Raw genomic sequence first — 21,916 nt, 5'->3', positions numbered from 1 at the left:
AAAGAACAAGAACCCCGGAAACCCCCTCCCGGGGGCGGGCGGGGGGGGGGGCCCCCCCGCCCGGGGGCCCCCCGCCTCGCTGGCTGACCACTGGGCCAGCCTGGCCGGCATCGTCACCCTGATCACGCTGATCGCCTTCGAGGCGATCGCGGTGACCACCGCGATGCCGGTCCTCACCCGCGACCTGGACGCGGTGCGCGAGTACGGCTTCGCCTTCTCCTCGTTCATCGCCGCCCAGCTGCTCGGCGTCACCCTGGCCGGGGGCTGGTGCGACACCGCCGGTACCCGCTGGCCAGTGAGCACCGGCCTGGTGCTGTTCGGGGGCGGCCAGGTGCTGTGCGGCCTGGCCCCGACCTACCACCTGCTGCTCGGCGGCCGGGCGATGGCCGGGCTGGGGGCCGGGCTGCTGATCGTCTCGTTGTACGTGGTGGTCGCCGACGTCTTCCCGTCCCAGCTGCAGCCCCGGGTGTTCTCGTTCTTCGCGGCGGCCTGGGTGGTCCCCGGCGTGGTCGGCCCGGCGCTGGCCGGCTGGCTGGCCGAGACGGTGAGCTGGCGGCTGGTCTTCCTCCTGGTGGTGCCGCTCGCGGTGCCCCCGGCGCTGGCCCTGGTACCTCAGCTGCGCTCGAGAAGCAGCCGGGAGCCGGGTGATCCGATGACGCCGACCCGCTCCCAGCTGGGCTGGCGGGCGCTGTGCGGCGCGGCCGTCACCGCCGGGGTGCTGGGTCTGCAGTGGGGGCTGGGCGAGGCCCAGCAGCTCGGGCCGCTGCTCACCACCGCCGGGGTCGGGCTGGGCCTGGCGCTGGTCGTGATCGGATTCCGGCCGCTGGCCCCGCGCGGCACGCTGCGCCTGGCCCGGGGCCTGCCCACCGTGATCGCCCTGCGCGGACTGTTCACCGGCATGTTCTTCGGCGCCGAGACGTTCATCCCGCTGATGCTGACCAGCCAGCACGGCTTCTCCGCCTCGCAGGCCGGGCTGGTGCTCACCGGCGGGGTGGCCGGCTGGACGCTGGGCTCCTACGTCCAGGGCCGGCCCAACCTGCGGATCCCGCGGCACCTGCTGTTCGTGATCGGGGCGCTGCTGATCTCGGCGGCGCTGTTCTGCCTGACCTTGCTGATCCGCCCGCCCGCCTCCGGCTGGCTGGTGCTGCCGCTGTGGGCCTGCTGCGCGATCGGGATGGGCCTGGCGATGTCGAGTACCGGCGTGCTGACGTTGCGCTACAGCGAGCCCGGGCAGGAGGGCCGCAACTCCTCCGCGCTGCAGCTGTCCGACGCCCTGGGCGCTGCGCTGGGCATCGGGCTCACCGGTGCGGCGTTCGCGGCCTGGCACGACCCGGTGGGTGGGGATGCCGGGCTGTTCACCGTGATGTGGCTCTGCGCTGGGGGGTTCGCGGCACTGGTGTCGCTGGTGGGATTCCGGGCGCGCCCGGCGGCGGTCTGATCCACAGGCTTTTCCACAGCGGCGAGAAGCTGTGGACGGTTCGGCGGCGTTCGTTCGCATTCGTGCCAGGGTCTGGGTCATGCTGATCGACAGCCGAGGCAACTGGGGGGAACCATGGCAGTCATGCAGTTGATGCCGCGTGGCGGTGACTGGACGGTGGAAGATCTCGAGCATCTTCCCGAAGGCGACGGTCTGCAGTACGAACTGCTCGACGGGATTCTTTTCGTGAGCCCGGCTCCGGTGAAGGTGCACCAGCGAGCCGTGGTCCGGATGCTCGGGCTCCTGACCGAAGCCTGCCCGGCGGCCGAGGCCGAGGTCTTCGTGGCACCGTTCGACTGGCAGCCGGACCCGCGCACCTCGCTGCAGCCGGACGTCCTGGTCGTCCGGGACGAGGACACCGACGACCGCCGGGCCACCGGTCCGCTGGTCTTGGCGGTCGAGGTGCTCTCACCCACGACTCGCCGAAAGGACCTACTGCTCAAACGCGACAAGTACCAGGAAGCAGGAGTGGAGTCGTACTGGGTCGTCGATCCGTATGAACCCTCAGTGCTCGTCCTGGAACTGCGTGAGGGCGTCTACTACGAGACCGGCAAGGCGGCCGGCGACGAGGAACTGGAACTGAGCGTTCCGTTCGCGATCACCATCGTCCCGTCCGCGCTGGTCACGCGCTGAATCACGGGTTCGGGCCCGGCCGCGCAGGCCGGGCCACGGCTCGTCGTGTCCTGCGTCATCGTGTCTGCGGCGCGCCCGGGGCCCGGTCAGCAGGTAGCCTCTTGAGCCGATGACGAGACGAACCACGCGGGATCACGGGGCCAGCAGCGGCACACCGGAAGTCCGAAACACATCGGCACACCGGCAGATCCGCACAACCCACGAAAGGACGGCGGCGTGACCCCCGGCTCCAACCCGGCATCGCTCTTCGACACGAACACGGGGCATGCCAACCCGGCCCACGCCAGTTCCTCGGCGGCCTCCCAGCTTCCCCCGGCGTTCCCCAACCGGGCCGCCTGGGGCACCTCGTCCAAGCTGCGGGCCTGGCAGCAGGCCGCGCTGGACAAGTACCTGGCGACCAACCCGCGCGACTTCCTGGCGGTGGCCACCCCGGGCGCCGGTAAGACCACCTTCGCCCTGCGGATCGCCACCGAGCTGCTGCAGCGGCGGATCGTGCAGCGGGTCACCGTGGTCTGCCCCACCGAGCACCTGAAGCGGCAGTGGGCCGACGCGGCCGAGCGGGTGGGCATCCACCTGGACCCGAACTACAGCAACGCCCAGGGTGCGCACGGCGCCTCGTTCGACGGGGTCGCGGTCACGTACGCCCAGGTCTCGATGAAGCCGCTGCTGCACCGGGCGCGCACCGAGGCCGGCAAGACCCTGGTCATCCTGGACGAGATCCACCACGCCGGTGACTCGCTCACCTGGGGTGACGGGGTCAGCGAGGCGTTCGATCCGGCCACCCGGCGGCTGGCGCTGACCGGTACCCCGTTCCGGTCCGACACCAGCCCGATCCCGTTCGTGGAGTACGAGGAGGACGCGGAGGGCATCCGCCGCTCCCGCGCCGACCACGCCTACGGCTACTCCGATGCGCTGCGTGACGGCGTCGTGCGTCCGGTGATGTTCCTGGCCTACTCCGGCGCCATGCGCTGGCGCACCAGCGCCGGGGACGAGGTGGCCGCCCGGCTCGGCGAGCCGCTCACCAAGGACATGATCGGCCAGGCCTGGCGCACCGCGCTCAATCCGCAGGGGGCCTGGATCCCGTCGGTGCTGCAGGCCGCCGACAAGCGGCTCACCGAGGTGCGCCGCGGGGTCCCCGACGCCGGGGCGATGATCATCGCCACCGACCAGGAGACGGCCCGGGCCTACGCGGGCACCCTGAAGGAGATCACCGGCGAGTCACCCACGGTCATCCTCTCCGACGAGGACGGCGCCTCGGACAAGATCGACGAGTTCTCGGCCGGTACCTCGCGCTGGATGGTCGCGGTCCGGATGGTCTCCGAAGGGGTCGACGTGCCCCGCCTGGCGGTCGGCGTCTACGCCACCTCGACCAGCACACCGTTGTTCTTCGCCCAGGCCATCGGGCGTTTCGTCCGGGTGCGCAAGCGCGGCGAGACGGCTTCGGTGTTCCTGCCCAGCGTGCCGGTGCTGCTCGACCTGGCCGCGCAGATGGAGGTGGAGCGCGACCACGCCCTCGACAAGCCCAAGAAGGAGGGCGACGAGGACGAGTACCCCGAAGAGGACCTGCTGGCCGAGGCCAACCGCGAGGAGAAGGCCTCCGGCGAGCTGGAGAAGATGCCCTTCGAGGCGCTGGAGTCCCAGGCCACGTTCGACCGGGTGCTCTACGACAAGCAGGAGTTCGGCACCCACGCCGAGGTCGGCAGCCAGGAGGAGGAGGACTTCCTCGGGATCCCCGGCCTGCTCGAGCCCGATCAGGTGACCACGCTGCTGCGCCAGCGGCAGGCCGATCAACTGGCCCGGAACAAGAACAAGCCGGCCGCGGTCGAGCCCCCGCCCGAGATCTCCGGCCACCGGCAGATCACCGCGCTGCGCAAGGAGTTGCACAGCCTGGTCGGGGCCTGGTCCCGGCGCACCAGCCAGCCGCACGGCGTGGTGCACGCCAATGTGCGTGACGCCTGCGGTGGGCCGGAGGTGGCCAAGGCCAGCGTCGAGCAGCTCCAGGAGCGGATCGACACGCTGCGCCGCTGGTTCGTCGGGCAGAAGAAGTAGCCCTCTAGCTGCGCACCACCTGGAACGTGGCCAGCGTCGGGTCCTCGGCGTAGGCGATCCGGCCTCCGTCGGCCCGGATCCGGCGCAGGCCGGTCACGATCTCCTCGGTGATCACCTCGCCCGGCGCCAGTACCGGCACGCCGGGCGGGTAGGGCGCGATCAGCTCCGCGCTGATCCGCCCGACGGCCTGCCGGGCCGGCACGGTCTCGTGCGGGGCGAAGAACGCCTCGCGCGGGGCCAGGGCGGTCACCGGCACGGTCCTCCAGGAGGGTGCCGTCGAAACCGGTCGGGCCGGGCCGCGTTCCGCTTCCACAGCCTTGGCCACGGCCTCGACCAAGGCGTCCACGCCGGCCTGGTCGTCGGCGAGCGTGAGCATCGGCACCAGGGTGTCCCGGTCGGCCATCTCCAACAGGAAGCCTTCACTGCGCAGCCGCTGGTCCACCTTCCCGCCGAGGGCACCGGTGCCGGGCAGGCGGATCACCAGCTTGGCCGGATCCACGTGCTCGCCGGTCAGCATCTCCAGGCCTGCTACTCGCGCAAGCTTTTCCACCGCGCGGGTCCGCAGGTCCAGCAGATCGCCCAGAAGTCGTTCGCCGTGCTTGGCCAGCAGGGCACGGGCGGCGTCGATGCTGGCCAGTACTGCGCCGGAGGGGCTGGTGGTGTGCCCCGCCTCGAAACCTCTTTCCAGCCGGGACGAATTCAGTCGGCCTTCGGTGGTGAGGGCCAGCAGCAGGGCGGCCTGGCCCATCGCCGGGAGCGTCTTGTGGGCGCTGATCACCAGAGCGTCGGCGCCGAGCGCGAGGGCGTGCTGCGGGTAGGCCGGATGGAACCCGAAATGGGCCGCCCAGGCCCCGTCTACAATGAGTGGCACATTCCGGGAGTGGGCCGCGGCGGCCAGCCCCGCTAAGTCCCCAGTAGTGCCGATGTACGAAGGATCGCCGACCAGAACCGCTTTCGCCTCGGGATGCTCGTCCAGAGCCTTGGCCACCTTCTCCGGTGCGACGCCGAGGGGGAGTCCGTGGTGGTCATCGAGCTCCGGGTAGACCCAGATCGGCTGCAGCCCGGCCAGAATCAGCCCGGTCAGCATGGAGCGGTGCAGGGTGCGGGAGACGATCACGGTGTCTCCGGGGGCGCCGAGAGCCAGAGCCACGGCCTGGTTGGCGTGGGTGGAGCCGCCGACCGAGAACCGGCACCAGTCCACGCCCCACAACGCTGCCGCCCGGTCCTGCGCGTCGGCCAGCATCCCGCCGCTGAGCTGAGGCGAATCCAGGCCGGCGTAGAGCGGTAGATCGCCCTGGACGATGGGTCCGGTGAGCTGGGTGCGCTGCTTGTGCCCGGGGATGCTGAAGAACTGAGAACGCCCGGCGGCGAGTTCTGCGGCGGTGCTGAGCCAGGCTGCGAACAACGGTGCGTCCGGAGCTAGCCCGAGGGGGTCGTTGGTGCTGGTCACGCTTGATTGTGACGCCTTTTCCACAGGGCCTGCCGAGTCCCTGGTGTTCGAACATGTGTTCGAATAGACTGCTGCCATGTACGAGGGGGCAGCGATCCTGCACGCTGATCTGGACGCGTTCTACGCGTCGGTCGAGCAGTTGCTCGACCCCTCGCTGCGCGGGCGCCCGATCGCGGTCGGCGGTAGCGCAGCCGGTGGTGTCGTCCTGGCGGCCTCGTACGAGGCCAAGCGCTTCGGGGTGTCCGGGGGAATGCCGGGCCGCCGGGCCCGGGAGCTCTGCCCGCAGATCACCTTCGTGCGCGGGCATTTCGACCGCTACCAGCAGCTCGCCGATGCGGTGATCGCGATCCTGCACGATGTCACCCCGGCGATCGAGCGGATCTCGATCGACGAGGCGTTCGCCGACGTCTCCGGTTCGGTGCACCTGTTCGGCTCACCCGACGTCATCGCCGACCGGTTGCGCCGGCAGGTGCGGCGGGAGGTCGGGCTGCCGATCTCGATCGGGGTGGCCCGCACCAAGCACCTGGCCAAGATCGCCTCGCAGGTGGCCAAGCCGGACGGGCTGGTCGTGGTGGCGCCCGAGCGGGAGCAGGAGTTCCTCGATCCGCTGCCGGTCGCGCTGATGTGGGGGATCGGGCCGGTGGCCCAGGGCAAGCTGAAGGCCGAGGGCATTCACACCATCGGCCAGCTGGCCGCGGCCTCACCGGGCTCGGTCCAGCGGCTGCTCGGCGAGGCGGCCGGCAAGAAGCTGAGCGCCCTGGCCCACAACGAGGACGCACGGCGGGTCAGCGGCGCAGCCCGGGCCCGCTCGGTCGGCGCCCAGTCGGCGATGGGCCGCCAAAGCACCACGCCCGAGGGGGTGCGGGCGGTGCTGAACCATCTGGCCGATCGGGTGGCCGTGCGGCTACGGGCCAAACATCGCGCCGGGCGCACGGTCACGGTGCGGGTGCGGTACCCGGGCCTGCGGTCGGTCACCCGTTCGCTCACGCTGAACGAGCCGGTGGCGGCCACCCTGACCCTCACCGAGATCGCCGAGCAGCTGGCCTGGCAGGCCATCCGCGACGAGGCGAACCGGCTCGATCAGGCCGAACTCGGTGAGCTGGGGGTGACGGACCCGGCTCGCCCAGGAAAAACCCGAAACTGGGGTGGAACGGCGAGCCCCAGCCAGAACTCGAGCCGGAACTCGGACCCGAGCCGGAACTCGGACACGAGTCAGCACTCGAGCCGGAGCCAGAACTCGAGCCCGCGCGGGACGCTGAGCCAGAACTCGGACCCGAGTCAGGACTCGAGCCGGAGTCAGAGCCCGAGCCGGAGCCAGAACTCGAGCCGGAGCCAGAACTCGAGCTCGAGCCGGAGCTCGAGCTGGGAGGTGCCGGCCGCTGCCCTGGTGACCGAGACGTCTCCTGAGCGCTCGAGCCGGGCGGTCCGGGCCGGGGCGGCTGAGCCTGTCCCTGATCCCGTGCGGACCGCTGAGCCACAGGATTTCCCGCTGGTCCAGATCAGCCTGCTGGCCATCTCGGTGTCCAACCTCGTGGTCCGGCACGTCGTGCAGCAAGAGCTGGCCGTGACCCCCGAGGATCCACGCCGCGAGGGCACCCAACCCGGCGCCGCGCGGCTGGCGGTCGACACCTCGATGGACGCGGTCCGCGCCAAGTACGGCCGCAACGCCGTCGGCTATCTGCCGGCCATGTCGCAGCCGGGCGTGCCGGACGAGTTCCGCGAGCTCGCGGAGAAGGACGGGTAGCGGGGATGGTTACGCGTGGTGGATGAACGGCACCGTGGTCGCGATCTCGTGAAAGCCCATCCGGGCCAGGATCGGACGGCTGGTCGGGGCTGCGTCCACCTGCAGGTACCGGAAGCCCCGGTCGATGGCCTGGCGGGCCCGGTGGCTGACCACGGCGCGAAAGATGCCGCGGCGCCGCCACTGCGGCACCGTGCCGCCACCCCAGATGCTGGCGAAGTCGGTTCCGGCGTGAAAGTTTATCCGCCCCGCGGAGATCGGTTCGTCGCCGGCCATCGCGACAAACGCCGAAACCTCCTCCGGGGCGGACTCCAGCTGACGCAGCAGGGCATCGCCCCAGACCCGGTGGCTCCCGTCGGCGAAGGCCAGATCGTGCACGTACACCATCCGGTCGATCCCGGCGGCATCGGTGACCTGCTCGATCCGCACCCCCTCCGGCGGACCGCTCAGCTCCAGCTCGTCGAGCGCGGCCACCATCAGGGTCTCGGGCTCCTCGTCGGCGAACCCGGCCGCCCGCAGCCGATCCGGCAGGTCGGCCGGGGTGTCATAGGAGTAGTACTTCCACTCCCAGTCCAGCTTCAGCCCGGCCATCCGCTCCACCTGCGCGGCAATCACCTCGTCGGCATCCTGTTCGGTCAGGCTCGACCAGGTCACGGCCGCCCACTCGGGCTGCACGGTGCTCAGCACCCGAGGCTCGCGCCCGGGCTCCGGGTTCTCCACGCCGGCGCCCTCGCCGGTGCGACGCAGTTGCTCATCGAAAGCGGCCAGAACCGCGGCAGTGTTCATCGCTGCACACCATCCGCTCCGGTCCGGTTCCGGCGCAACGGGTTTTCCCCGGCGCCCTACCGCCCTGCACGGGTGTCCTCCCGCCCTGCACGGGTGTCCTCCCGCCCTGCACGGGTGTCCTCCCGCCCTGCACGGGTGTCCTCCCGCCCCGCATGGGCGCCCTCCGGCCCCGCACTGGCGCCCTGCGCCCCGTGCCGGCGGTCTGCGGGGATAGGACCAGGACCGCGGAAAAGGGGTGGAAGTCGGAGATTCGGCGAAGCAGACTTCCGTTGACGAAGGGGGCAGGTATCCGAGTGCTGGCGGGCAGAAGGCAACTGAGAAGCAGATTGATGGGCGGGCTGCTGGGCCAGGTCGCCCCTACCGCAGGGCCGCCGCTGACGCCGCCGTGGGCACGTGCGGGAGCGGGTGCCGGGAGAGGCCGGTCGACTCGAGCTCAGCTGTCACGGCGTCGTGGATCCCCTGAGCATCACCGGCGGCGAACACCCCGACACTCCACACATCGTCTTCACGGCTGAGCCGGTAGTCCACGACCTTGCCGTTGCGGTCCACGTAGTAGGTTTGCCCGGTTTCCGGCGAGAACGCCACGATCGGCACCTGGACGGGCTCTCCCGTCTGCTTGTTCAGGAAGACGCCGACCACACCGGTCACCGGGACCAGCGGCGTGGAGGAACTGGACAGAGCCATACCGCCGGACCTCCGGACTCAGGAGTGATTCCCCGTCGTCGGCACAGACCCGCACGCTCTTGACCGCATCGCCGCCGACATCACCCACAAGCTAGGAAACCGGAGAAGCGATCCAGGCCCGCCGAGAGCTGCGCACCCCCAGATCACTACGCAGCTCGAGGCGATCCGGGCCGTCCACGCTCAGCAGCGCATCCAGAGTCTGACGATCCTCGGCCGACAGTTCCTCGCTCATCCCGTCCCGGAGCCGGGAGAGCGTCACCCGCGCATACCGCACCGCATCGTCCGAAAGCGGCGCAGCCAGGTTGATCTCGAAGGTGCGCTCCTCCCGCACCACGAACCCGTTCGAGGCCAGCCGTGCGCTCCAGTCCGAATTGACCGTGGGATGGTGCTCCTCGCGCTTGCGGTCGGCCACTGCGTTCAGGCGGGCCTCCAGCCCTGGCGTGCCCAGCCCGATGTCGTCCGGAAGGAAGCGCGGGAACGTCTCGAACTCGATCATCGCGAACAGGCCGGCCGGATCCAGGGCGGATCGAAGATCGGCGAGAACCCGTGCCGGTTCGGCCATGTGGTGCATCGAGGCCGAGGCCCAGGCCAGATCGAACGGCCCGGCGGGAAGGTGCCCGGTGTCCAGATCCGCCTCGAGGGTCTGCACCCGCTGTGCCAGTCCCCGGTGCTGGGCCCGGGCGCTCAGGTGCTCCAGCATCTCGGCTGATGCGTCCAGGGCGGTCACCTGGGCATCGCCGAAACGGCTGAGCAGGGCGAAGGTTCCGGTGCCGGTTCCGGAACCCAGGTCCAGAATCTGCTTGGCCGGGTGATCGCCGAGATGCCCGGAGATCCACTCGGTGACCGAGGCGAAGACGCCGGCCAGCACCACCGCGTCGAGATCGAGCATTTCGACGAAATGGTCCGTATTCGAAGAGGGTCCGTGCTGATGTTCTCCCATGCCGGAGACTCTAGAAGCAGCTTGCGCCACCGGCATAGCATCTTGCGTATGAAGCAAGAAGATTCCGTCGACCGCCTGGTTCGCGCCCGGATCCGGGGCCTGCGGCTGGCCAAGGGCTGGTCGCTGGACGATCTGGCGGCGCGCTGCTTCCTGAGTCCCTCCACCCTGAGCCGGATCGAGACCGGGCACCGGCGCATCGGCCTGGACCAGCTCACCGCGATCGCCCAGGCCCTGGGCGCCACCCTGGACGAGCTGGTCGAGTCCAGCGGCGACGAGGACGTGGTGATCCGCCCGCAGCACGACGAGGCCCGCGGCCGTACCTACTGGATGCTGAACCGGGCGGACGGGCCGAACGGGTTCACCGTGGCCCGGATCCGGATCACCCAGCGGGCGCCGCGCGGGGCGGATGCGCAGAAGGTGCACCCGGGCCGGGACTGGTTCACCGTGCTCTCCGGCACGATCGAACTACTGCTGGGGGAGCGGGAAGTGATCGTCGAGGCGGGCAACGCCGCCGCGTTCTCGACGATGGTGCCGCACGCGTTCGGGGCCCTGGACGGGCCGGCCGAGATCCTGGCCGTCCTGGACCACGACGGCCGGCGCACCCACCTGGACGTCGGCGAGGAGTGAGCTCAGCGGGCCAGTTGCAGGTTCGGGTTGGGGTTGTTCAGGTCGACCGCCTCGATCGTGTCGAGGTCGCGCAGCGTGCGCTCGACCGCCCGGCGCACCAGGATCGGCACGAACGTGGTCACCGGGGCATCGGCGTAGCGCGCGGTCTCGCGCTGAACCCACCGCTGGATGGTTGCCGCGGCGAAGAGCGGATACTTCACCGACAGCTCGGCCACAATGGCCTGGACCTCCGGCTCTGGCATGAGCTCGATCACTTTCTCGATGTCGCGACGACACGGCTACGTTGCCGAGCATTAACCCAGTTCTAACACGGCAACTGACGGACACGCCAAGGTGTCGGCCAGGTTCGAGCTATCTCACAGGGTCGGGCCCGGAAATCGGCACAGACTGCCGTAATCGATTGCCTCGGTAAAGCGTTCGAGCGGTCCGAAAGGCGTCAGCTGAGCATCGTCACGGCCTCGGCCAGGGCCGGATGGCCCAGCATGCTCTCGTGCGTGGCGTCGATCCGTTCCCAGCTCATCCGGGGCAGAACGGTCTGCCCGGCCGCGATCGCGGCGTCGGAGAGGAACGCCGGCTTGTCCGGCCCGGCTCCGTGCGAGGCGACGATCAGGTGCACCGGCATCTCCAGCCCGGCCAGCAGCCCGAGCCGGGTCGGCCTGGTCAGGCAGTCCACCGCGTCATAGGGCGCCCGCAGCGACAACTGCGAGCGCATCCGCAGCGCCACCAGAGTGAACAGCGAGCGCACCACCAACGGGTTCGTCGCGAACGAAGGCGCCGGGGTGGGCCCGCCGTCCAGCAGCAGCACGCCCCGCACCCGGAATCCCGCATCGACCAGTCGGCGCGCCACGATCGGGGCCAGGAAGGCGCCCATCGAGTGCCCGAGGACCACCAGTTCCCCGGCCGGCGCCCAGAGCGAACCGGCGGCCAGCTGCAGCACCACGTCGGACAGGCCCTGCAGGCCCGGGCGGGCGGGCACATCGCGGGAGGGCCCGCGCCCGGGCAGGTTCGGCGCCACCAGGTGCTGTCCGGCCAGCCGTTTCTCCAGGTCGGCCCAGACCTCGGCGGTGCTGCTCATCCCGTGCAGGGCAAGCACAGTCGGCCCCTGGCCGGGACGGTCGTGCACCACCAGGTCCTGGCTGCTCATGGCATTCAACGCTAGCCACGGCCGGCTACCCCCGCCGGTCGAGCACCCCTAAGGGCTCAATCAGGCGGCGTCCGGCTCGATCAGCCCTTCGGCCTCGAGCGCGGTGATCATCTCGCGGATCGACGGCGGCACCACGACCGGCAGGAAGGCCCGGGCGGTGGCCGCGTCGGCCTCGCTCATCCGGCGCACTGCGGCCGCCAGCGGCTCCCCGTCGGTCTCGGCCAGAACCACCGCCATCTCGGCCGCTTCGGCGCCGTTCAGCGCGGCCCGGGTGGCCCCCAGCACGTTCAGCAGACCGAACCCGGACTCATCGGTGACCAGGCCACTGACCCCGGCGGTGATCGAGTACGGCAGGTCCCGGTCGATCAGCGCCCGCATCGCCGTGGCCGCTCCCGGTGCACCCGTGGTCACATCGGCCGGCAGATGCAGCGAGACGCTCTCGGTGCCGTCCTCGGCCAGCACGTCGAACGCCGGTTCCCAGCCCGGTTCGGCCGGCACGCTGAACCAGGCCGGCACCGTGAAGTCGAGCGACTCCAGCATCACCCGGGCCCGGTCGGCCACCGAGCCGGCTCCCGCTCCGGCGAACGGCAACTCCACCGCGGTCAGCTCGACCCGGTGGTTGTCGAGCAGCTGGAACCGGGCCCGCCGCAGGTCTTCCAGCATGGCCGCGTCGTCGCCCCCGGAAGCGTCGGCCACCAGCACCACCGGCAACCCCGCGTCCGAGGTGTGCAGCGCGTAGATCACCTGCTCGGTGGCCGGCACCGGCACCCACAGCGGCCCGACGAGGTCGCCGTACCAGGCCCGGCGGTGGTCGCGGTGCGCGCCGAGCGAGCGGGCCGCGTCCTCACCCACCACGTCGGCGAGCAGACCGTCGAGCAACGGCTCCACCACCGGCCCGGTGCCCGGGTGGTCACTGCCCGGCAGACCAGGGAGTCCGGAGATGTTGCTCTGCATGGCTACGAACCTTTCCAACAATGGACGATTGTCAGCTCACGTTAGGGGACCGGCGGCTACAGCGCGGGCGCGGCCGGCGAACCGACCAGCTCGGCCCCGGCCGCGGACAGCTGCTCCAGCGCCGAGCGGGTGGTCTCGGCGGCCACCCCGGCGGTCAGCTCCAGTAGCACCCGGGTGTCGAACCCGGCCTGCACGGCGTCCAGGGCGGTGGCCCGGACACAGTGGTCGGTGGCGATCCCCACCACATCCACCGCAGTGACGCCGCGAGAGCGCAACCAGGCGGCCAGCGTCCCCTGGTCGGTGGTGGACTGCCCCTCGAAACCGGAGTAGGCCGCCTCGTACTCGCCCTTGTGGAACCAGGCCTCGATCAGCGTGGTGTCCAGCGCCGGGTGCGAATCCGCGCCGGCGGTACCGACCTCGCAGTGCCGGGGCCAGGTGTCCACGAAATCCGGAGCGGTACTGAAGTGCGTTCCCGGGTCGATGTGCCAGTCACGGGTGCCCGCCACCGCGGTGTAGGCCTGGCCCGCGTCCGATCGCAGGTAGGCCGTCACCGCCTCGGCCACCGCCGCGCCTCCGGCAACGGCCAGCGAACCGCCCTCGCAGAAGTCGTTCTGCACATCCACCACGATCAGGGCCCTGCTCATCGCGCCTCCTCCTGGTACACCACGGTCGGAACAGCGGCCTCTCCGCGGGAGAGCTGCCGCGCCGTCACCGGCAGCTCCGCGCGGGATGCCTGGTGCCGGGCCCGGGCGTCTTCCAGGCTCGACGTGTCTACGATCTCGCCTCGGGTAACCAGCGGGCGCTGCAGGGGACGGTATTCGGCGCCGGACGGCACCGGCCCGCCCAGGCCGAGCAGTTCCTGGTCGGCCACCCCAGCCGCATCGCGCCGCCGCACGGCCCACTTACGGCCGCCGACACTGGCTTTGGAGGCGCTCTTCTTGGCCACCGGAATCATCGTGCCGTCGGCACCTTCGCGGGCGACCAGCTTGTACACCATCCCCGCGGTGGGAGCGCCCGAGCCGGTGACGAGTTGCGTTCCCACACCGTAGGAATCGACCGGGGCCGCGGCCAGCGCGGCGATCGCGAACTCGTCCAGGTCGCTGGTGACAACGATTTTCGTGCCGGTGGCGCCGAGCCGGTCCAGCTGCGCCCGCACCGCGTGCGCCTGCATCACCAGATCGCCCGAATCCAGCCGCACCGCACCCAGTCCCGTGCCCGCCGCCTTGATCGCGTTCTCCACGCCCCGGGTGACGTCGTAGGTGTCGACCAGCAGCGTGGTACCTGCGCCCAGCGAAGCCACCTGGGCGGCGAACGCCTCGAGTTCGTCGTCGTGCAGCAGGGTGAAGGCGTGGGCGGCGGTGCCGATGGTCGGGATGCCGTACCGGGCGCCGGACGCGAGCAGGCTGCTGGCGGCGAAACCGGCGATGTAGGCAGCCCGGGCGGCGGCCACCCCGGCTTCCTCGTGGGTGCGCCGGGCACCCATCTCCAGGCAGGGACGCTGGTCCGCGGCCGCCGTCATCCGGCTGGCCGCGGCCGCGATCGCACTGTCGTGGTTCAGCACCGACAGCACGAACGTCTCCAGCATCACCGCCTCGGCGAAGCTGCCCTCCACGGTGAGCACCGGGGAGCCGGGCAGGTAGCACTCGCCCTCGCCGTAGCCGGTGATCTCGCCCTGGAAACGGTAGTCGGCCAGCCAGCGCAGGGTGGGCGCGTCGACCACCTTCCGGCGTTCCAGATCGGCCAGTTCCTCGTCGCCGAACCGGAAGTCGGGCAGTTGCTCGAGCAGGCGGCCGGTGCCGGCCAGCACGCCGTAGCGGCGCCCGTCCGGCAGACGTCGGGCGAAGACCTCGAACACGCACCGCCGCTGGGCCGCGCCTCCGGCCAGGGCGGCCTGGAGCATGGTGAGTTCGTACTGGTCGGTCAGCAGGCTGGGCCGGAACGCTGGGCTCATCAGAGGACTCATTTCGTCAAGATGACGCTTTCGATGTCACGACAGTACGGCCGGAGCCACTTGTCGTCAAGGTGACGAAAGAAATCTCAGCGCTGCTTCGAGACCGCCGTGACCAGGTGTTCCTGCCAGGCCGTGAGCACCTCGTAGATCGAGGCGGTGGCCAGCCAGGACTCCGGCTCGGCCCCTGCCCAGAGCCGCTGGTGCAGCGCCTCGGCGTCCTCGTCGGTCTTCAGCTCCAGCCGCTCGCCGAGCACCAGCCGCACGTCGGTGAACGCCTTGAGCAGCGACAACGCCTCGGGTGCGGTGAGCACCACCGGCGCCGGCCGGGTGAGCGCGGCCGCCGCCGTGCGGGCGCCCTCCCGCTTGCGCGAGCGCAGGCCGTACTCGGTCAGCCGCCGGTACTCGGCCGAGGCCTCCGGATCGTCCCGGTTGCCGTCGGGCAGCAGCCGGGCCAGCGCCGGGTCCTCCGGGGTGGCCGGCGGGGCGCCGTCGGCGCTCGGGGAGCGCATCCCGACCAGGGCCTCGAGCGGATCGACCTCGGCGGCGGGGCGGCCGTCGTCGAGCAGCTGGTCCAGCTGCCCGAGCAGGTGGACCAGGATCTCGCGCTCCTGGTCGTCCAGGTTGACCTGGACCCCGGCGCGGGTGGACTTGAACGGAGCCTTGCGATGAGCCATCGGTCAGTCGTCCTTGCGGAAGGTGGCCCACAGGCCGAACTCGTGCATGGCCTCGGTGTCCCGTTCCATCTCCTCGCGGCTGCCGTTGGAGACCACCGCGCGGCCCTTCTCGTGCACGTCCTTCATCAGCTTCTCGGCCTTGCCGCGCGAGTAGCCGAAGTACGACTGGAACACGTAGGTCACGTAGGACATGGTGTTGACGGGATCGTTCCAGACGATCGTGACCCACGGAACATCGGCTTGGGGCTGCTCGACCGTGTCCGGTTTCTCGAGCTCCACTGGGGCGATCGACACACCCCCAGACTAACGAAGAGGTGGGCGTCACTCGTCGATCGGATGGGATTGGCTGCGGCCCGGCCGTAGGCTCGATTCCCATGACCGGTGTCGACGGAGCACTGAGAATGACGGGAGGAACCCGGTGAGGCTCACCATCGTCGGGTGTTCGGGCTCGTTCGCCGGGCCGGACTCGCCTGCCTCCAGCTACCTCGTCGAGGCGGAAGACGCGGCCGGGCGCACCTGGCGTGTCGTGCTCGACCTGGGTAGCGGCGCGCTCGGCGCGTTGCAGCGTTTCGCCGATCCGGGGGAGCTCGACGCGGTGCTGATCTCGCACCTGCACCCCGATCACTTCATCGACCTGTGCGGCCTGTACGTGGCCCGCCGGTACGACCCCAAGCTGGATCCGACCGAGCCGAAAGCACCGCTCGCGGTCTACGGCCCGGCCGGCACCGCCGAGCGGGTGCTGGCCGCCTACGGCCCGGACGCCGCTGCCGAACTTCCCTCGGTCTACGACGTCCGCGAGCTCACCGACGGCGGGGTGTTCCGGATCGGCCCGCTCACCATCACCAGCCGCACGGTCAACCATCCGGTGCCCGCGTTCGGCCTGCGGATCGAGCACGACGGCGTGACCGTCGCCTACTCCGGTGACACCGATACCTGTCCCAACCTGGTCGAGCTGGCCCGGGGCGCCGATCTGTTCCTCTGCGAGGCCTCGTTCATCGAGGGCCGGGACGAGGGCCGGGGGGTTCACCTGACCGGTCAGCGGGCCGGTGAGGCAGCCACCGAGGCTGATGCGCGGCGCCTGGTGCTCACTCACATCCCCGTCTGGACCGATACCGAGACGGTGCTGGAGGAAGCCCGCCGGGCCTTCCTGGGCCCGGTCGAGGCCGCCGGTTCCGGGGTGGTCTACCCGCTGGAGCGTGTCGAGGTCCGCTGAGGTTCCTTTCAAACTAGGGACGGTGTGGTCGCCGCGGCGGCAGGCGCCCCTTCGGGGGTGGTCGGCCCGGGTAGCCCGTAGGCTCCTGGCCATGTCAACGACCACCACCGACGTCCGCGTCGACGGCCGCACCAGCGCGCAGCTGCGCGAGATCACGATCACCCGGAACTGGCTGGACCACGCCGAGGGCAGTGTTCTGGTGGAGTTCGGCAAGACCCGGGTGCTGTGCGCCGCCTCGTTCACCGAAGGGGTGCCGCGCTGGCGCAAGGGCAGCGGGCAGGGCTGGGTGACGGCGGAGTACGCGATGCTCCCGCGTGCCACCAACACCCGCGGCGACCGGGAATCGGTCAAGGGCAAGATCGGCGGCCGCACCCACGAGATCTCCCGCCTGATCGGCCGCAGCCTGCGGGCGGTGGTGAACACCAAGGAGCTCGGCGAGAACACCATCGTGCTGGACTGCGACGTACTGCAGGCCGACGGCGGCACCCGCACCGCCGCGATCACCGGCGCCTACGTGGCGCTGGCCGACGCGATTGAGTTCGCCCGCCCGAAGAAGCTGCTGCGCACCGCCAACGCCACCCCGCTGCGCGACTCGGTGGCCGCGGTCAGCGTGGGCATCGTGGGCGGTAAGCCGGTGCTCGACCTCTGCTACGACGAGGACGTCAACGCCGGCACCGACATGAACATCGTCTGCACCGGCGACGGCCGCTTCGTCGAGGTGCAGGGCACGGCCGAGGGCACCCCGTTCGACCGGGACGAGCTGAACGCGCTGCTCGACCTCGGCGCGGCCGGCTGCGCCGAGCTCACCGCGATCCAGCGCGGCGCTCTGGGGCTGGCGTGAAGCTGGTCCTGGCCACCCACAACGCCGGCAAGGTGGTCGAGCTCCGGCAGATCCTCGGCGCGTCCGGTTCCGAGGTGGAACTGCTCGGGATGGACTCTTTCCCGGACGTGGCCGACGTGGTCGAGACCGGCGTGACGTTCGCCGAGAACGCGCTGCTCAAGGCGCACGCGGTGGCCCGGGCCACGCAGCTGCCGGCCGTCGCCGACGACTCCGGCCTGGCCGTGGACGTGCTCGGCGGCTCGCCCGGCGTGTTCAGCGCGCGCTGGGCCGGCCGGCACGGGGACGACCGCGCCAACCTGGACCTGCTGCTGGCCCAGGTCGGCGATGTGCCGGACGAGCACCGGCAGGCCCAGTTCGTCTGTGCGGCGGCCCTGGCCCTGCCGGACGGCACGGAAAAGGTCTGGTACGGAAAGATGCCCGGCACCCTGCTGCGAGAACCGCGGGGCACGAACGGGTTCGGCTACGACCCGATCCTGCGGCCGGAAGGTGAGACCCGCTCGGCCGCCGAGCTGTCCGCTGCCGAGAAGAACGCGATCAGTCACCGCGGCAAGGCTTTCCGGCTGCTGGCGGCCGAACTGGCTACTTTCTTCCAGGACAGGCCCTAGGCACACGCGGGCCGGTCCAGCAGGTCGCACCAGGCTCCGGTGGTCTCGGCGCCGTAGCGGTGGCCGTGACCGATCGGCACCGCCTCCGAGGCGATCGCGTCGGCCGAGGCCCGCAGGAACGCGGCCGGTGCCAGCCAGGGTTTCCAGCCCGGCACCGGATCGTCCGGATGGTTCAGCACGGTGGTGTTCGCGCTGCTGATCCGAGGGTCTCCCGGGACCCCGGTCAGCAGCGCGGCATCCACCGCCGAACCGTTGCTCTCCAGCGTCGGCAGCAGTCCCCAGGCGCCGAGACTCTCGCCGTAGACCAGTAGTTGCGGCCGCTGGGCCGGCGGAAGCTGATTGATCCGCGCCCGCATGGCCCGGACCAGCTCGGCCGCGCTCTCGTGCACCCCGGCCCCGCCGCGCAGGTAGGACTGCCAGCTGGGAGTGGTTCCGTACTGCACGGCCACCGTGGTCAGATCACCGTCGTACAGGTCTTCCACGATGCGGGCGGTGCGGGTGTTCACCCAGCCGGATCCGGTGGGGATGATCAGCAGTACCGCAGCCGAATTCAGCCCGCCGGCCAACTCGGTGGCGGCGACCGCGGCCTGAGCCCGACCGGTGTGGCTCGGTGCGGTACCCACTGGGATGTAGATGCGGTGCGGTGTTACGGCCGAGCGTCCGGTCGCCTCCGACACTGCTGCGGCATCCCGCGCCCCGTCCAGGAATTCGGTCCCCTTCAGATTCGGGTCGGCCGGTCCGGAACGGGCCGAGATCAGCGCAGCAGCCACCACCGGCAGCACCGCCACCAGAGCCAGATGCCGCCAGGAAAGCCGTCGTAGCAGCGCTATTGCCAGCAGGACCGCCGAAGCCGCCAGCACTGCGCCGGTGACCGCCCGTGCAGCATGCTCGGTAGCGTCAAAAGCATTTCCCGGCATGCCCATTTCATGCCGCAGCCCCTGTACCCGGGCGCGGGTGCGCAGGCCGGCCACCGCCAGCAGGCCCAGTGCCAGGAGCGGGGCGACCCGGCGGCCCGGAACCCGTTGCAGGTGCATCGCCGATACACCGCGCAGCAGGGCCGAGGCCATGAAGTAACCCAGGAGCGCGGCCGCAGCCCCGATCAGGATGTCTACGTGCAGCGGATGCGGCAGCAGTTGGGGCGGCAGCACCAGGGCCAGCATCGCGGCCGCCCCGACCGCCTGCCATCCCCGTCGGCCCAGGTGACCGTCCACCCGAACCCAGCCGTTCCTGCCCGGCCCGCCACAATCGTCCATCATTGTGCTCTTCATCGTGCGCCAGCCAGGGCGAGGAGTCGAGCCCCACGTGCGCTGTTCCAAGGGCGGCTCAGCAGCAGCCAGACGGCGCTGCCGACCAGCACTCCGGCCAGTACCGGGCCCAGTAGCTGGACCAGGGACTCGAGCCCGGGAACCCCGTAACCCTGCCGCCAGGAATTGAATTCGACCGCGCCGACGTAGAGCGAGGCCATCGCCCAGCAGCCCGGGTCGCTGCACTGGCCGAAGAGTTCGGAGGCGAACCGGGCATCGATCGCCCGGCGGGCCCACGGCCCCAGCGGCTGCCCCTCGGAATCGGCGTATCGCAGCAGGTCATAGCCCAGATCGTGCTGCCGGCAGGCGTCGGTGAAGTGGTACGGGCTACCGCCGAACGGCGAGGAGCAGCCGCCCTCGGGCGCCACCGGCGCGATGGTGCCGGAAGTCAGCCGGATCAGCGCCGGTTCGTAGCCGAGGGCGCCGGTCAGGTCGGCAGGAAGCTCTTCCCCGCTGCTCAGGGCGCGCACCCCGGCCGCCGCCGGCCGGTTCTCCGGGCCCGACGGCTGAACTGTCGTGCCCCAGCCGCTGAGCGCGAAAACCGCCATCACAGCTGAGAAAACCGCTAGAACTCGCGTGGTCACCGTACCCCCAGACCGGGCCGACGGACTTTCCGGCGGCGCGGCAGGCGGTCAAGGTAGGAATCGAACGGGGACAAGATCGTCATGCTCGGGAGCGAGATCGGTACCGGTACCAAGGAGTGATGCGGCCCCTCACCGAGTAACTCTCAGGAGTGACGACGGGTCCTGCGGGTGCCCTCTAAAGTCGCGTCATGACTGCGATCCGGCGGCGGAAGAAGGACCGCCCACCCAAGCCACCCAAGCCGGCCAAGGCCGTCCGGCCGGTGCGCCGGCCCGGCCGGGTGCGCCGGGCGCTGGTCGGGGCGAGCGACCCGTTCGTGCACCTGCTCGATCCGCAGCACCGCAATCCTGGTCCGCGCTGGCTACTGCTGCTGGTCATGCTGGCCGCCTTCGCGATGTTCTGGATCGCCTTCGGCACCGCCGGGACCACCTACGACGTCGGGGTCACCGGCTACGCGCCGTTCGTCTTCGTCGCCCTGCTGGTGGCCGGCCCGCTGCTGTTCGTCCTCACTCGCCCGCTCCAGGCCCTGATGTTCAGCGTGGCCACGGCGTTCGTCCTGGGAGTGGTGCTGCCCGACGCCGCCGACGCCCCCTGGCCCTGGCTGGTGGTGCAGGGCCTGATCATGTTCGCCCTGCTGTTCGCCACCGGCATCCGGCGCTCGCTGCCCGAGGCGCTCGGGGCCTGGTTCCTGACCGTGCTGCTGTTCTGGTGGGGGTTGCCACGGGCCGAGGCCGACGGCTGGGCGGTCGGGCTGGCCATCATCGTCCTGTTCGGCGTGCTCACCGGGCGGCTGGTGCGGGCCCGGCAGGAACTGCGGGTGCAGACCGAGGTCAGCGAGAGCGAACGGGCCCTGCGCAGGGTGCTCGAGGAACGCGCCCGGCTGGCCCGCGACCTGCACGACATCGTCGCCCACCACATGTCCCTGGTGGTGGTGCAGGCCGAGACCGCGCAGTACCGGGTGCCCGGGCTGGGCGATGCCGCGCGTGAGGAACTGCTGTCGATCTCCGAGACCGCCCGCTCCGCGCTCACCGAGACCCGGGGTCTGCTGAGCGTGCTGCGGCAGGAGAACACCCAGGCCGAGAACGCCCCGCAGCCCGGTCTGCACCTGCTCGACGACCTGGTCGAGAGCTCCCGCCGGGCCGGGGTCGACCTCGAGGTCCGGATCACCGGTGACCTGGGGGTGCTGCGGGAAGGGCGGTCGCTCACCGGTTTCCGGATCATGCAGGAAGCGCTGGCCAACGCCTCCCGGCATGCGCAGGGGGCGCCGGTGCGACTGGAGGGCCATGGGGACGCACGGGGCGTGGATCTCGCGGTTCTGAGCGGGTTACCTGGTCAATCGGAGACGCACGTGGCTGGGTTGCCCAGATCGGCGGACGATCGTCTGGGCTGGCTTGAGGTCGGGGTGGCCCCGGAGACCGGGCACGGGATCATCGGGATGCGGGAACGGGCGGTCGCGGTGGGTGGGCGCCTGCAGGTGGGGCCGGTGGCACAGGGATTTCTGGTTCAGTTGTTCCTGCCCAGCGATGCTCCTGACGGTGTGCGGTCCGGCGGAAACCGGTCGGGCGGAAAGCGGGATGAAGGAACGGCATGACGCGGATCGTGGTGGTGGACGACCAGGTGATGGTCCGGGAGGGGTTCTCGGCGCTGCTCGCCGCCCAGCCCGACTTCGAGGTGGTGGGAGCGGCCTCGGACGGGGTGGAGGCCGTGCACGTGACCCGGACGATGCTGCCCGACATCGTGCTGATGGACGTCCGGATGCCCAATCTCGACGGGATCGGCGCCACCCGGCAGATCATGGCGCTGCCCGGTGACCGGCATCCCCGGGTACTCATCCTGACCACCTTCGACCTGGACGACTACGTCTTCGAGGCGCTGCGGGCGGGGGCCAGCGGCTTCCTGCTGAAGGACGCCCGGGCCGACGAGCTGGTCGCCGCGGTGCGGGTGGTCGCCTCGGGGGAGGGGCTGCTGGCGCCCACGGTCACCCGGCGGCTGATCGAGGAGTTCGCCCGGCGCCCGGCCAAGGACACCAGGGCGACCGAACGGCTTCGGGCCCTGACCCCGCGCGAGACCGAGGTGCTGGCCCTGATCGCGGGCGGCCTGTCCAACGGTGAGATCGCCGCCCACCTGGTGCTGGGCGAGCAGACGGTGAAGACGCACGTGGGCCGGATCCTGAGCAAGATGGACCTGCGTGACCGGGCCCAGGCGGTGGTCCTGGCCTACGAGAGCGGTCTGGTCCGGGCCGGGGAGGCTGGGTGATGCAG

General features: G+C 70.8%; 22 protein-coding genes and 1 pseudogene. 10 read left to right on the top strand and 13 right to left on the bottom strand.

Annotated features, from left to right (window positions below):
• The 3 genes from LR394_RS21420 to LR394_RS21410 all read left to right on the top strand — a co-directional run.
• Window positions 1–1,438, top strand: a 1,438-nt coding sequence (locus LR394_RS21420) for an MFS transporter (RefSeq protein ID WP_231444692.1), incomplete at its 5' end; no start/stop codon positions are given.
• Between the two features lie 123 nt (window positions 1,439–1,561).
• Window positions 1,562–2,110, top strand: a complete 549-nt coding sequence (locus LR394_RS21415) for a Uma2 family endonuclease (protein ID WP_231444690.1) — start codon at window positions 1,562–1,564, stop codon at window positions 2,108–2,110.
• Between the two features lie 216 nt (window positions 2,111–2,326).
• A complete protein-coding gene (locus LR394_RS21410) occupies window positions 2,327–4,159 on the top strand; it encodes a DEAD/DEAH box helicase (protein WP_231444688.1) in 1,833 nt (610 codons plus the stop codon).
• A 4-nt stretch (window positions 4,160–4,163) separates the two neighbouring features.
• Here LR394_RS21410 and LR394_RS21405 read toward each other — a convergent pair whose 3' ends face one another.
• Entirely contained in the window at window positions 4,164–5,609 is a 1,446-nt protein-coding gene (locus tag LR394_RS21405; RefSeq protein ID WP_231444686.1) for an aminotransferase class I/II-fold pyridoxal phosphate-dependent enzyme, read from the bottom strand.
• 76 nt (window positions 5,610–5,685) lie between these two features.
• On the opposite strand from LR394_RS21405, the pseudogene dinB reads away from it, so the two are divergent.
• Window positions 5,686–6,681 (top strand): annotated as a pseudogene (dinB, locus tag LR394_RS43680) (DNA polymerase IV); the annotation flags it as partial.
• A 681-nt stretch (window positions 6,682–7,362) separates the two neighbouring features.
• On the opposite strand, the gene LR394_RS21395 reads toward dinB, so the two are convergent.
• The 3 genes from LR394_RS21395 to LR394_RS21385 all read right to left on the bottom strand — a co-directional run bounded on the left by LR394_RS21395 (window position 7,363) and on the right by LR394_RS21385 (window position 9,709).
• On the bottom strand, window positions 7,363–8,136 hold the full coding sequence (locus tag LR394_RS21395) for a GNAT family N-acetyltransferase (RefSeq protein ID WP_231444682.1): 774 nt from the start codon (window positions 8,134–8,136) through the stop codon (window positions 7,363–7,365).
• 357 nt (window positions 8,137–8,493) lie between these two features.
• Entirely contained in the window at window positions 8,494–8,820 is a 327-nt protein-coding gene (locus LR394_RS21390; RefSeq protein ID WP_231444679.1) for a hypothetical protein, read from the bottom strand.
• Between the two features lie 91 nt (window positions 8,821–8,911).
• Complete coding sequence (locus LR394_RS21385; RefSeq protein ID WP_231444677.1) at window positions 8,912–9,709, bottom strand: class I SAM-dependent methyltransferase; 798 nt, start codon at window positions 9,707–9,709, stop codon at window positions 8,912–8,914.
• A 99-nt stretch (window positions 9,710–9,808) separates the two neighbouring features.
• On the opposite strand from LR394_RS21385, the gene LR394_RS21380 reads away from it, so the two are divergent.
• Window positions 9,809–10,387 (top strand): helix-turn-helix domain-containing protein, encoded by a 579-nt coding sequence (locus LR394_RS21380; RefSeq protein WP_231444676.1) that lies wholly within the window; start codon window positions 9,809–9,811, stop codon window positions 10,385–10,387.
• 2 nt (window positions 10,388–10,389) lie between these two features.
• Here the strand turns inward: LR394_RS21380 and LR394_RS21375 are convergent, their stop codons facing one another.
• From LR394_RS21375 to clpS, 7 genes are all read right to left on the bottom strand, one after another.
• On the bottom strand, window positions 10,390–10,629 hold the full coding sequence (locus tag LR394_RS21375) for a three-helix bundle dimerization domain-containing protein (RefSeq protein WP_231444673.1): 240 nt from the start codon (window positions 10,627–10,629) through the stop codon (window positions 10,390–10,392).
• A 194-nt stretch (window positions 10,630–10,823) separates the two neighbouring features.
• A complete protein-coding gene (locus LR394_RS21370; protein ID WP_231444671.1) occupies window positions 10,824–11,531 on the bottom strand; it encodes an alpha/beta fold hydrolase in 708 nt (235 codons plus the stop codon).
• 60 nt (window positions 11,532–11,591) lie between these two features.
• Window positions 11,592–12,485, bottom strand: coding sequence for a hypothetical protein (locus LR394_RS21365; protein ID WP_231444669.1), 894 nt, complete (start codon window positions 12,483–12,485; stop codon window positions 11,592–11,594).
• A 56-nt stretch (window positions 12,486–12,541) separates the two neighbouring features.
• Window positions 12,542–13,129 (bottom strand): isochorismatase family protein, encoded by a 588-nt coding sequence (locus LR394_RS21360; RefSeq protein ID WP_231444667.1) that lies wholly within the window; start codon window positions 13,127–13,129, stop codon window positions 12,542–12,544.
• Entirely contained in the window at window positions 13,126–14,436 is a 1,311-nt protein-coding gene (locus LR394_RS21355; protein WP_231444665.1) for a nicotinate phosphoribosyltransferase, read from the bottom strand. Before LR394_RS21355 ends, LR394_RS21360 begins: the two co-directional genes overlap by 4 nt.
• Window positions 14,437–14,522: 86 nt before the next feature.
• On the bottom strand, window positions 14,523–15,110 hold the full coding sequence (locus LR394_RS21350) for a DUF2017 family protein (protein WP_231444663.1): 588 nt from the start codon (window positions 15,108–15,110) through the stop codon (window positions 14,523–14,525).
• Between the two features lie 3 nt (window positions 15,111–15,113).
• On the bottom strand, window positions 15,114–15,404 hold the full coding sequence (clpS, locus tag LR394_RS21345; RefSeq protein ID WP_231444661.1) for an ATP-dependent Clp protease adapter ClpS: 291 nt from the start codon (window positions 15,402–15,404) through the stop codon (window positions 15,114–15,116).
• 124 nt (window positions 15,405–15,528) lie between these two features.
• On the opposite strand from clpS, the gene LR394_RS21340 reads away from it, so the two are divergent.
• The 3 genes from LR394_RS21340 to rdgB all read left to right on the top strand — a co-directional run bounded on the left by LR394_RS21340 (window position 15,529) and on the right by rdgB (window position 17,769).
• The gene (locus tag LR394_RS21340; protein ID WP_231444659.1) at window positions 15,529–16,323 is read left to right on the top strand and encodes an MBL fold metallo-hydrolase; all 795 of its coding nucleotides are present in this window, start codon (window positions 15,529–15,531) and stop codon (window positions 16,321–16,323) included.
• Window positions 16,324–16,414: 91 nt separating this feature from the next.
• Window positions 16,415–17,164, top strand: a complete 750-nt coding sequence (gene rph / locus LR394_RS21335; protein WP_231444657.1) for a ribonuclease PH — start codon at window positions 16,415–16,417, stop codon at window positions 17,162–17,164.
• A complete protein-coding gene (gene rdgB, locus LR394_RS21330; protein ID WP_231444655.1) occupies window positions 17,161–17,769 on the top strand; it encodes an RdgB/HAM1 family non-canonical purine NTP pyrophosphatase in 609 nt (202 codons plus the stop codon). The genes rph and rdgB overlap by 4 nt, the downstream gene beginning before the upstream one ends.
• Here rdgB and LR394_RS21325 read toward each other — a convergent pair.
• Together LR394_RS21325 and LR394_RS21320 are read right to left on the bottom strand one after the other, a co-directional pair.
• Window positions 17,766–19,037, bottom strand: coding sequence for an alpha/beta-hydrolase family protein (locus LR394_RS21325; RefSeq protein WP_231444653.1), 1,272 nt, complete (start codon window positions 19,035–19,037; stop codon window positions 17,766–17,768). The genes rdgB and LR394_RS21325 overlap by 4 nt on opposite strands.
• Window positions 19,034–19,621, bottom strand: coding sequence for a phospholipase (locus LR394_RS21320; RefSeq protein ID WP_231444651.1), 588 nt, complete (start codon window positions 19,619–19,621; stop codon window positions 19,034–19,036). Before LR394_RS21320 ends, LR394_RS21325 begins: the two co-directional genes overlap by 4 nt.
• 224 nt (window positions 19,622–19,845) lie before the next feature.
• Between LR394_RS21320 and LR394_RS21315 the strand changes: the two genes are divergently transcribed.
• Both LR394_RS21315 and LR394_RS21310 read left to right on the top strand, forming a co-directional pair.
• Window positions 19,846–21,246: a sensor histidine kinase gene (locus tag LR394_RS21315; protein ID WP_231444649.1), complete on the top strand. Its 1,401-nt coding sequence runs from the start codon at window positions 19,846–19,848 to the stop codon at window positions 21,244–21,246.
• On the top strand, window positions 21,243–21,911 hold the full coding sequence (locus LR394_RS21310; protein ID WP_231444647.1) for a response regulator: 669 nt from the start codon (window positions 21,243–21,245) through the stop codon (window positions 21,909–21,911). Before LR394_RS21315 ends, LR394_RS21310 begins: the two co-directional genes overlap by 4 nt.
• Window positions 21,912–21,916 lie beyond the last annotated feature (5 nt).

It is taken from the genome of Kineosporia babensis, assembly GCF_021129305.1.
GTDB classification, from domain to species: domain Bacteria; phylum Actinomycetota; class Actinomycetes; order Actinomycetales; family Kineosporiaceae; genus Kineosporia; species Kineosporia babensis.
This window is presented reverse-complemented; position numbering and strand designations above follow the sequence as displayed.